We start from the raw sequence: 9,155 nt of genomic DNA, 5'->3' as shown, positions 1-9,155 counted from the left end.
GTCGGGACGGTCGAGGGACGAACGCAGGACGCCGCCGGCGCGCGCGGACACCGCGCAGGCCAGCAACACGCCGGCCGCCGCCAGGCAGCACGCGGCGAGGCCCGGCAGCCGCCGTTTCAGCCGTCTCGACTTCATCGCACCTCCGCTGGCGTCGTCGTACTCCGTACTCGATGCCGCCACCGATGCAAGGACGGTGCCAGGCCTCGAATCATCCAACGTGTTGCCGGGAATGAGGATGCGCGCTATGATCCAGGCGGCGACGGCCGTATCGCGACCGTCGTGATCGCTCACTGGCCAGGGGAGGACGCATGGCCCCCGACACGCCCGCCACGGCCTACACCACGCTCGCCGGCGACGGCGAGGCCGAGATCCGGGTCGAGCGCTCGCGCTTCCTGGCGACGGCCCGACCCGTGGCGGACGCGGCCGCCGCCAGGACGCTCGTGGCCGGGATCGCCCGCACTCACCACGATGCCCGCCACGTCTGCTGGGCCTGCCGCCTGGGTCACGGCGAGCACCCGGAGCAGTTGCGCAGCGATGCCGGGGAACCGGCGGGCACCGCCGGCGAGCCGATCCTCGGCGTGCTGCGCCACGCCGGGATCACCGACGCCGCGATCGTGGTCGTGCGCTGGTTCGGCGGCGTGAAGCTGGGCACCGGCGGCCTCGGCCGCGCCTACCGGGAGGCGGCGGAGGCGGCCCTCGCCGCCGCGCCGCGGCTGGTGGTGCCGCTGGGCGTCCGCCTGCGCCTGGACTTCCCCTACGACCTGGTCGGCAGGATCGAGTACCTGCTCGGGCACTGCGGCGGCCGCCGCGACGACGCCGAGTTCGGCGCCGGCGTGGCCTGGACCGTCTGGGTGCCCGCGGCGCGCGGCAAGGAATTCACGCGCGAACTCGCGACGCTCGGCCAGGGGCGGGTCCGCAGCGAGCAGGTGAATGGCTGAAAAGAGAACCGGCCGCGCCTCGGGGGGCACGGCCGGAACTTTTTCGAAGCTACTGCACTCGTCTCGCTCGCCTGATCCGTCAAGCCGTCATGTCGCGCATGTCCTGGTAGTCGTGCATGTACCGGAAGGTCTTCGAATTGCGGATCTTCTCGAAGGCCTCCTCCTTGATCTGGCGGATGCGCTCGCGGGTCAGGCCCATGATCTGGCCGATCTCCTCGAGGGTCATCTCCTTGTCGGCGCCCAGGCCGTAGTACATGCGCAGCACGCGGGCCTCGCGCGGCTTGAGGTCGCACAGCATGCGCTCGATCGACTCCATGAGGTCCTCCTCGAGGACCCGCGAGTCGGGCGTCTTGCTGCGCGTGTCCTCGAGGAAGTCGAGGTAGGTCGAGTCCTCGTCGTTGCCCACGTAGTCGTCGAGGAAGAAGTTGTCCTGCATCAGCGGCAGGGTGTCCTTGACCTCGTCGAGGGACAGGCCGAGACGGGCCGCGATCTCCTCGGGCAGCGGCTTGCGGCGCAGGTCCTGCTGCAGCTCGCTGCTGACGCGCTTGATCTGGTTGAGCACGCGGGCGCGGTTCAGCGGCATGCGCACGATCTTCGAGTGGTTGGCCAGCGCGGCCAGGATCGACTGCCGGATCCACCACACCGCGTAGGAGATGAACTTGTAGCCGCGCGTCTCGTCGAAGCGCTGGGCGGCCTTGAGCAGGCCCAGGTTGCCCTCGTTGATCAGGTCCTCCAGGGGCACGCCGTAGTGGGCGTACTCCTTGGCGATCGACACCACGAAGCGCAGGTTCGAGTTGACCAGCTTGTGCAGGGCGACGCCGTCGTTGCCGCGGATGCCGCGCGCCAGCTCGCACTCCTCTTCCCGGCTCAGCAGCGGGAAGGCCTTCACTTCCTGGAAATAGAGGTCCAAATTGCTCATCAACCGGGCGCTCTCGCGCTTCACGCGGGCGGCGGGTCGGCGGTCCCGGGGGGTCTTGCCGGTTTTCACAGCCATGACTGACGTCCTTCTCTCCGTATCCGTGGGGTCGTGATTTTAGTGTTTGACAATACAAGTCCCGTACCATGTACGGGCGGTGAACAACCGATTCTCTCCTGATCCCTAAGCGCTATGAACCGCTAGGAGATACGAGATGCGTGGCCCAACCGGGCCCGGAGCGGCGAATCCGCCGAACAGGGGTTTTCGACAATCTGTCAGCGAACGGCTGTTTACGAGGGACAGGCTGTCAGCGGGACGGGGGGCCTCGCCCCCCGTCCGCCACCCTTCACCGGCACCCGGCGAGGCGCCTCACCACGTCACCAGGACACGGTAGGTCAACGTTGTTTCGCCGTCGGCGGGCACCGGCACGTCGAAGCGGAACGAGTCGGCGTCGACCTTCGTGTGGGCGTGGCTCTCCTCGAGGATCGACCACTCGCCGCCCGCGGACTCGGTGACCTCGACGGTCACCGGCGCGGCCGTGTGGTTCTTCAGCACGATCCGGTAGGCGTACTCGCGGGAGCGGTCGCCGCGCGCCCGCTCGTCGGTCTGCGTCCGCTCGGCGCCGATGTCGAAGGCGTAGCCGGTCAGCAGCTCGACCGTCTCGTCCTTCGGCGTGTGCCCGATGCGGTCCTCGCCCAGCAGCTGGCGGGCGCCGGAGGCCGAGCGGCCGTAGACGCGCACGACGCCGGCCGGCAGGGGCCGGCCGAGCCCGTCCCGCTCGCGGTTCTCCAGGACGTGCCAGACCGCCACGCGGTCGGACCGCGCTGCGCCGCCGTGGCGAAGCGAGGGCGAGCCCCCGAGGCGGTAGTGGCGGCTCACCTTGACGTCGGGCGCCGTGAACAGCGAGAGCTGCTTGACGCTCTGCTCCTTGAGCGTGGTGCGGCCGCCGTAGGTGTACATGTGGTAGTCCGAGACCGTCTCCTCGACCATGCCGCCGGCCATGTCCACGGCCATCTCCGCGGCCTTGTACATGATCGGGCGCGACGGGGGCGGCGCCTGGTGCACGTCCCCGGCCAGGAACATCAGCTGTGCGTCGCGGTAGGTGGCGCCGCTGCGGTTGTCCACCGACACCCACGCCTGCAGGTCGCCGGACGTGCCGCTCTCGGCCAGCTGCAGGACGTAGTCGGCCGACCACGACACGCCGCGCGTCAGGTACGACACGCCCAGGTCTCGGCTGCCGGCGCCTTCGGCCCGGACGTGCCAGACCAGCGTCGGCAACGCGCGCAGGTCGCCGGGCAGCTCGGGCAGGGCCAGGCGTCCCGGCACCTCGAAGACGACCTGACCGTCGACGCGGTAGACCGGTCCCTGCGCCATCCCCAGCAGCGTGCCGGTGCGGCGCGAACCGTCCTCCTGCAGCCAGGACACCTCGCGCCCGACGTACTTCTCGAGGATCTTCTCGCGCGACATCAGGTCGAACTCGTAGTTCTGCTCCAGCAGGAGCATCCCCTTGCCCGCCACCGTCTCGACGAGCAGCGAGCGCGGCTCGATCTGCGACGGCACGTCCTGGAACTCCAGGCGCGCGTCGCCGCCCGGCAGCTCGAGCCGCCGCACCTCGCGCACCAGGGCGAGGTTCTCGTTGTAGATCGTGAGCATGAGCTCGGCGCGGTCGTCCGCGCCGCTGAGCACGACCGGGACGTCCGCCGCGACGACGGGCAGGGCCGCCGCCAGGACGAAGACGGCCGCGGCGAGCCGGAGACAGATGAACCCCAGGCATGTCCTCTTCATCGCATCCTCCCTTGACGTTCCGTTTCCGGCGCTCAAGTGCCCCGCCGTCCGGCCGATGCTGCGGCGACACGGTTCCGCCACGCGACGGCGCCGCCTGAACCCCTCGCCGCGGTCGCGGTTCCGACCCCGCGGCCGATCCCCGGCCACTGGAGGGCGTCTTGCGTCACACCCTGCTGATCGTCGACGACGCGGACTTCATGCGCTTCGTGCTGGGCGACCTGGCCCGCGAGGCCGGGATCGCCATCATCGTCGAGGCGGGCAGCGCCGCCGAGGCGCTCGATCTGCAGGCCGCGCTGGCGCCCCGCCTCGCGGTCGTGGACCTGTCGGCGGACGCCGTCGTCGGCGAAGGCCTGCTGGGCGCCCTGCTGGCGCGCGATCCCGACCTGGCCGTGGCCGCCGTCGTCTCGCCCGGCGACGCCATCGGCGCCGCGCGGGCCCGCGCCCGCGGCGCCCGTGAAGTGCTGGAGAAGCCCTACGACCCGGACGCCGCGCTCGCCGCGTTGCAGCGCCTGGCCACCGCGCCCGTGGGCGTCTGACCGGACTACTTGCCGAGCAGCAGGTACATCGCCGCGCCCAGGGGCAGGCAGTAGAACGAGAACTTCCAGAAATGCCGCTGCACGACCAGCAACGCGGTCAGCCGGATCGCGACCATCCCGACCAGGAAAGCCACGACGGCCCCGGCCGTGAGCGCCACCGGCCCGGCCTGGCTGCGCAGCCCCCCATCGAGAAGATGCAGGACCAGGGCGCCGACGATCGCCGGCACCGCGAGCAGGAAACTGAAGCGGGCGGCCTCGTCGCGCGGCAGCCCTAGCCAGAGCGAGGCGGCGATGGTCGAACCGGAACGGCTGATGCCCGGGGTGATGGCCACCGCCTGGGCGCAGCCGATGAGCAGCGCCTTCGGCAGCGGCGGCGGCACGGGGTGCCAGTCGCCCGGCACCCGGCGCAACTCGCTGCGGGCGGCGCGGGTCGACAGCAGGATCAGGCCGGTGAACATCAGGGCGACGGCCGTGGCCCGCGGGTCGGAGAACAGGGCCTCCACCCGGTCCTTCAGCAGCAGCCCCACCGCGACCGCGGGCAGGGTGCCGACGACCAGCGCCACGACGTACTGCACCGCGGCGGCGTCGAAGGTCAGCAGGCGCCGGATTTCCCGCCAGTAGACCGCCAGGACCGCGACGAGCGTGCCGCCGTGGAGGATCACGTCCAGCGCGACGTCGCCCTCGAAGGCGTGCAGGAAGTGCTGGGCCAGGACCAGGTGCCCGGAACTGCTCACCGGCAGGAACTCGGTGAGTCCCTGCACGACGGCCAGCAGGATCACATGCAGGAATTCCACGGGGCACCTCGAATCTGCATTCCTGGCAACGGCGTTCCTGGCGTCAGCGCTCCTGGCGAGCCAGGCGGTAATGCTTGCGGGCCTCCTGGCGCATCAGGAGGGCGTCGTAGGTCAGGGCCAGCTGGTAGTGCAGGCGCCCGTCGTCCGGGAACGCATCCAGAGCCCGCAGCAACGAAGCCAGGGACTCCTCGTGCTTCTCCAGCTTGCGCAGGCAGGTGCCGAGGTGGAAGTGGGCGCGGACCAGCCGGTTGTCCAACTCCAGGGTCTTGCGGAAGCGGTCGGCCGCCTCGCGGTACAGCCCCTTCTTCTGCAGTACGATTCCCGTAAAATATTGAGCATTAGACGCTTGCGGGGACAGCTTTATGCTTTGCTCAAAGTATGACAGGGCCTCGTCGTACGCATCGTCGCGGAAGTGCACCATGCCGAGATTCAGGTAACCCTCGGCGTCGGGACGGGCGCGGATGGCGGCCTCGAAGCAGCGCACGGCGTCCCGGGGGCGGCCCTCCTCGGCGTAGAGCGCGCCGAGGTTGTGGTGCGCGTCGGCGTTGAGCGGATCGGCCGCGATCGCCCGCAGGTACATCTGCATGGCCTCGGCGCGCCGGCCCAGCTCGTCGAGCACGGTGCCGAGGTTGGTCAGCGCGCGGCTGTCCTCCCCGCCCAGGTCGACGGCCTTGCGGAAGGCCTCGTGCGCCCCGCCGAAATCCCCCTGCTTGCGCTGCACGCAGCCGAGGCGGTACCACCACTCGGCATGCCCGGGCGCGCCGGCGAGCGCCTCCCGGTAGGCGACCAGCGCTTCGTCGTAGACGCCCTGCTGCTCGGCCGAACGGCCGCGGGCGAACGCCTCGGCGGCGCGGCCGTCGACCGCGGCGGGCTGCTTGATGTCCTGATCCCGATTCGACATGGGCGCAGACTAGGACCCGGCGGGATCCGGGTCAACGAATTGTTCGCCGGCGGGCGTCAAGAAACGGCTGCGGCTGCCGATGAATCGGTCACGCCCGGCCTCCGCCGGCCCGACGCCATCCCCCATCCGGAGCGTGCGATGACCGTGACCAACACCGACCGCATCCTCAAGGACATGTTCGCGCGACTGCTGCACCAGGAACTGGACCACGAGCACGTCGAGCGCCTCGTGCCCGTCGTCGACGGCGTCCTGGAGCGCCTGCAGGGCACGTACGACCCCGACACCGTCCAGGGCCAGAACATGCTGCGCGCGCTGCTCTGCTCCATGGTCGCCCACGGCTGGGGACTCGGCATGCACCCGCACAACAACCCCACGCAGGACCTCGACGGGCGCCCCCTGGAGGTCAGCGTCTGCAAGGACATCCTGCTGCCGATGGAGGACCTGAAATCCCTGCGCTACATCAAGAAGGATGCTGATGGGCGCGTGAAGAAGGCGTTGTTCGAGCCGGATCAGAACCAGAGGATTCGGCAGCACATCGACGCGATCCTCTCCGACGTCAGCCAGCACTGGAACGAGTAGGGGCTCCGCATGACGCCGTGACAGGGGACGCGCGCCGGGCACCTCGTGTGCCCGGCGCGCTTGGCCTAAGGCCCCCTGCGCCCTCCTGGCGCAGGGGGCCTTAGGACACCCCTGTCACGGCGTCATGCGGAGCCCCGGCACAGGGGGGTGCGGAGTAGGGCGGGGGCTTTTCTTCAGGGAACTGCGGGAACGACGGGGGCGCCGGCGCCGAGGAGCGTGTCGAGCGCATCGCGGAACACCGGCGCCAAGCGGGCGGGATCGTCGCCGGCGAGTTCCAGCAGCAGCCGCCAGGCCGCGGCGATCTCCGGGACGAATTCCTCGAGCACGCGCCCACGCTCCAGGGCCGCGCGTCGGCGTTCGGGCTGGTAGACGACGATGTCGGAGACCAGGGCGCGGGCCAGCCGCTCGGACCAGGCGGCCGCCAGCGCGTCGCCCGCCGGGGCTGCCGGCCGGCGCGGCTCCGGTTCGAGGCGGAACCCGCGCCCGCACGCCGGGCAGACCAGGCGCAACGGGCGCCGCGGCGCCTGGCTCGCCGGCACGGCGTAGTCGGTTCGGCAGCTGGGGCAGGTGACGCGCAACATGACCTCCGGGGACCTCGGGCTCCCCGGTTCATCGGCAGCGGCCGGTCGGGCTTGACTGCCTGTAGCGATCAGCCGGTCGCGATCAACCGGCCGCGGTCAGAGCGAGGTAGCGGCCGAAGCCGGCGGCCAGCGCCCCCCGCAGGGGCGCCAGGCCGGGGCCCTCGAGGCGGGGGTCGGCCGCCAGCAGACTCGCGGCGTCCCCGGCGGCCAGGGCGACCACGGCCTGGTCGCGCAGGGGGTTGGCCAGCAGGAAGACCGGCGCCCCGTGCTGGCGCACGCCGAGCACATCGCCGGGACCGCGGCGGCGCAGGTCCTCCTCGGCCAGGCGGAAACCGTCCAGCGTGGCGCAGAAGACCTGCAGCCTCTCGGCGGCGTCGGGGGGCAGCCAGCGGTCGAGCACGAGGTCGCAGCGCGAGGCCAGGTCCGAGCGGCCGATGCGACCGCGCAGCTGGTGCAGCTGGGCCAGCCCGAAGCGCTCCGGATGGTGGATCACCATCGCGGTGGCGGCGGGGACGTCGATCCCCACCTCGACCACCGTGGTGGCGACGAGCACTTCCAGTTCCCCGGACACGAAGGCGGCCATGACGGCCTGCTTGTCGCGCGGCTTCAGCCGGCCGTGCAGCAGACCGACGCGGTGGCCGCGGAAGGGGCCGGCGGCGAGCCGCTCGTACTCGGCCTCAGCCGATCGCAAATCCTGGCCGGCGGTCTCCTCGATCACGGGGTAGATGACGAAGGCCCGCTCCCCGGCGAGCAGGCGCTCGCGGATCCCGGCGTAGCGGGCGTCCAGGTCGGCGGCGGCCACGGTCGCCGTCGCCACGGGACGGCGGCCCGCCGGCATCTCGTCCAGGACGGAGAGGTCGAGATCGCCGTAGAGGGTCAGCGCCAGGCTGCGCGGGATCGGGGTCGCGCTCATCACCAGCACGTGCGGCGCGATCTCGTCGCCGGTGCGGCCGGCGCGCCCCCGCTGGCGCACGCCGAAGCGGTGCTGCTCGTCGACGACCGCCAGGCCGAGGCGCGGCAGGTCCACGCCGTCCTGCACCAGGGCGTGCGTGCCGACGAGCAGGTCGATCTCCCCCGCCCCGGCGGCCCGCAGGATCTCGCGGCGCTCCTTCGCGGGGGTCGAGCCGGTGAGCGTGGCCGTGCTGACGCCCAGGGGTTCGCAGAGTCGCCGGCAGACCTCGCCGTGCTGCTGCGCCAGGACCTCGGTGGGCGCCATCAGCAAGGCCTGGTGGTGCTGCTCGATCATGAACAGCGCGCCGAGCACCGCGACCAGCGTCTTGCCGCTGCCCACGTCGCCCTGCAGCAGGCGGTGCATGACGCGGCCGCTGCGCAGGTCGCGCAGGATCTCGGCGGCGACGCGCCGCTGGGCCCGCGTCAGCGCGAAGGGCAGCTGCGCGACCAGCCGCGCGGTCAGGTCGCCCGGCGGCCCCAGGCGCAGGCCGGGACGCTCCCCGAAGTCCCGCCGCCGGCAAGCCAGGGCCAGTTGGATCAGGAAGATCTCCTCGTAGACCAGCCGGGTGCGGGCGGCCTCCAGGTCCCGGTGATCGGCCGGGAAGTGGATCCCGCACAAGGCCTCGCGCAGACCGGTCAGGTCGCGCCCGTCCCGCACGGCCGGCGGCAGGGTCTCCTCGATGCGGTCCCGCACGGCCGCCAACGTCTCATGGACCAGCCGGCGCAGCCAGTGCTGGCCCACGCCCGTGGTCAGCGGGTAGATCGGCACCAGCCTGGCGGTGTGCAGGGCCGCCCCTTCGCCTTCGAGCAATTCGTAATCCGGATGGACCATCTGCATGCGGTGATTGTAGATCTGGGCGCGGCCGCCCAGGAGAATCTCGAGGCCGGGCCGCAGTTGGCGCAGCAGGTAGGGTTGGCCGAACCACTGGCAGAACAGGGTGCCGCCGCCGTCGGCGACGGTGACTGTCTGGACGGTCCGCCCCTGGCGCGACCGCCGCTCCCCGGAAGTGAGCACGCGTCCCAGGACCGTGGCTTCGGCGCCGGCCCGCAGGTCCCGGATCGGGGTGACCCGGCTGCGGTCCAGGTGCGTCCGCGGGTAGTGCCGCAGCAGATCGGCGACCGTGACGATCCCGAGGCGGGCGAGGGCCTGCGCCCGCACCGGACCCACGCCCTT

The 9,155-nt window shown here is 71.6% G+C and carries 9 protein-coding genes; 3 read left to right on the top strand and 6 right to left on the bottom strand.

The window, feature by feature from the left end; all coding sequences use genetic code 11:
• The first annotated feature begins 308 nt into the window (after positions 1-308).
• Positions 309-938 carry a YigZ family protein gene (locus tag Q7W29_12395; protein ID MDO9172617.1) on the top strand — a complete coding sequence of 210 codons (630 nt, stop codon included), beginning with the start codon at positions 309-311 and terminating at the stop codon, positions 936-938.
• A 79-nt stretch (positions 939-1,017) separates the two neighbouring features.
• Here the strand turns inward: Q7W29_12395 and Q7W29_12390 are convergent, their stop codons facing one another.
• Together Q7W29_12390 and Q7W29_12385 are read right to left on the bottom strand one after the other, a co-directional pair.
• On the bottom strand, positions 1,018-1,857 hold the full coding sequence (locus tag Q7W29_12390) for an RNA polymerase sigma factor RpoD/SigA (GenBank protein ID MDO9172616.1): 840 nt from the start codon (positions 1,855-1,857) through the stop codon (positions 1,018-1,020).
• A 366-nt stretch (positions 1,858-2,223) separates the two neighbouring features.
• Complete coding sequence (locus Q7W29_12385; GenBank protein ID MDO9172615.1) at positions 2,224-3,639, bottom strand: DUF4139 domain-containing protein; 1,416 nt, start codon at positions 3,637-3,639, stop codon at positions 2,224-2,226.
• Between the two features lie 158 nt (positions 3,640-3,797).
• Here Q7W29_12385 and Q7W29_12380 point away from each other — a divergent pair, with 158 nt between their 5' ends.
• Positions 3,798-4,175 (top strand): response regulator, encoded by a 378-nt coding sequence (locus Q7W29_12380; protein MDO9172614.1) that lies wholly within the window; start codon positions 3,798-3,800, stop codon positions 4,173-4,175.
• 5 nt (positions 4,176-4,180) lie between these two features.
• Here the strand turns inward: Q7W29_12380 and Q7W29_12375 are convergent, their stop codons facing one another.
• Both Q7W29_12375 and Q7W29_12370 read right to left on the bottom strand, forming a co-directional pair.
• On the bottom strand, positions 4,181-4,969 hold the full coding sequence (locus Q7W29_12375) for an undecaprenyl-diphosphate phosphatase (GenBank protein MDO9172613.1): 789 nt from the start codon (positions 4,967-4,969) through the stop codon (positions 4,181-4,183).
• Between the two features lie 43 nt (positions 4,970-5,012).
• On the bottom strand, positions 5,013-5,870 hold the full coding sequence (locus Q7W29_12370) for a tetratricopeptide repeat protein (protein ID MDO9172612.1): 858 nt from the start codon (positions 5,868-5,870) through the stop codon (positions 5,013-5,015).
• A 138-nt stretch (positions 5,871-6,008) separates the two neighbouring features.
• On the opposite strand from Q7W29_12370, the gene Q7W29_12365 reads away from it, so the two are divergent.
• Entirely contained in the window at positions 6,009-6,449 is a 441-nt protein-coding gene (locus Q7W29_12365; GenBank protein MDO9172611.1) for a hypothetical protein, read from the top strand.
• Positions 6,450-6,622: 173 nt separating this feature from the next.
• Here the strand turns inward: Q7W29_12365 and Q7W29_12360 are convergent, their stop codons facing one another.
• Together Q7W29_12360 and recG are read right to left on the bottom strand one after the other, a co-directional pair.
• Positions 6,623-7,030 carry a zinc-ribbon domain-containing protein gene (locus Q7W29_12360; protein ID MDO9172610.1) on the bottom strand — a complete coding sequence of 136 codons (408 nt, stop codon included), beginning with the start codon at positions 7,028-7,030 and terminating at the stop codon, positions 6,623-6,625.
• 82 nt (positions 7,031-7,112) lie between these two features.
• The coding region (gene recG / locus Q7W29_12355) for an ATP-dependent DNA helicase RecG (protein MDO9172609.1) at positions 7,113-9,155 on the bottom strand (2,043 nt) is incomplete at its 5' end.

It is taken from the genome of bacterium (assembly GCA_030654305.1).
Lineage (GTDB): Bacteria > Krumholzibacteriota > Krumholzibacteriia > LZORAL124-64-63 > LZORAL124-64-63 > PNOJ01.
This window is presented reverse-complemented; position numbering and strand designations above follow the sequence as displayed.

Excerpts from the sequence above, each read along its gene's own strand:
- Q7W29_12395 (MDO9172617.1), top strand. The coding sequence starts at position 309 with ATGGCCCCCGACACGCCCGCCACGGCCTACACCACGCTCGCCGGCGAC.
- Q7W29_12390 (MDO9172616.1), bottom strand. The coding sequence starts at position 1,857 with ATGAGCAATTTGGACCTCTATTTCCAGGAAGTGAAGGCCTTCCCGCTG.
- Q7W29_12385 (MDO9172615.1), bottom strand. The coding sequence starts at position 3,639 with ATGAAGAGGACATGCCTGGGGTTCATCTGTCTCCGGCTCGCCGCGGCC.
- Q7W29_12370 (MDO9172612.1), bottom strand. The coding sequence starts at position 5,870 with ATGTCGAATCGGGATCAGGACATCAAGCAGCCCGCCGCGGTCGACGGC.
- Q7W29_12365 (MDO9172611.1), top strand. The coding sequence starts at position 6,009 with ATGACCGTGACCAACACCGACCGCATCCTCAAGGACATGTTCGCGCGA.
- Q7W29_12360 (MDO9172610.1), bottom strand. The coding sequence starts at position 7,030 with ATGTTGCGCGTCACCTGCCCCAGCTGCCGAACCGACTACGCCGTGCCG.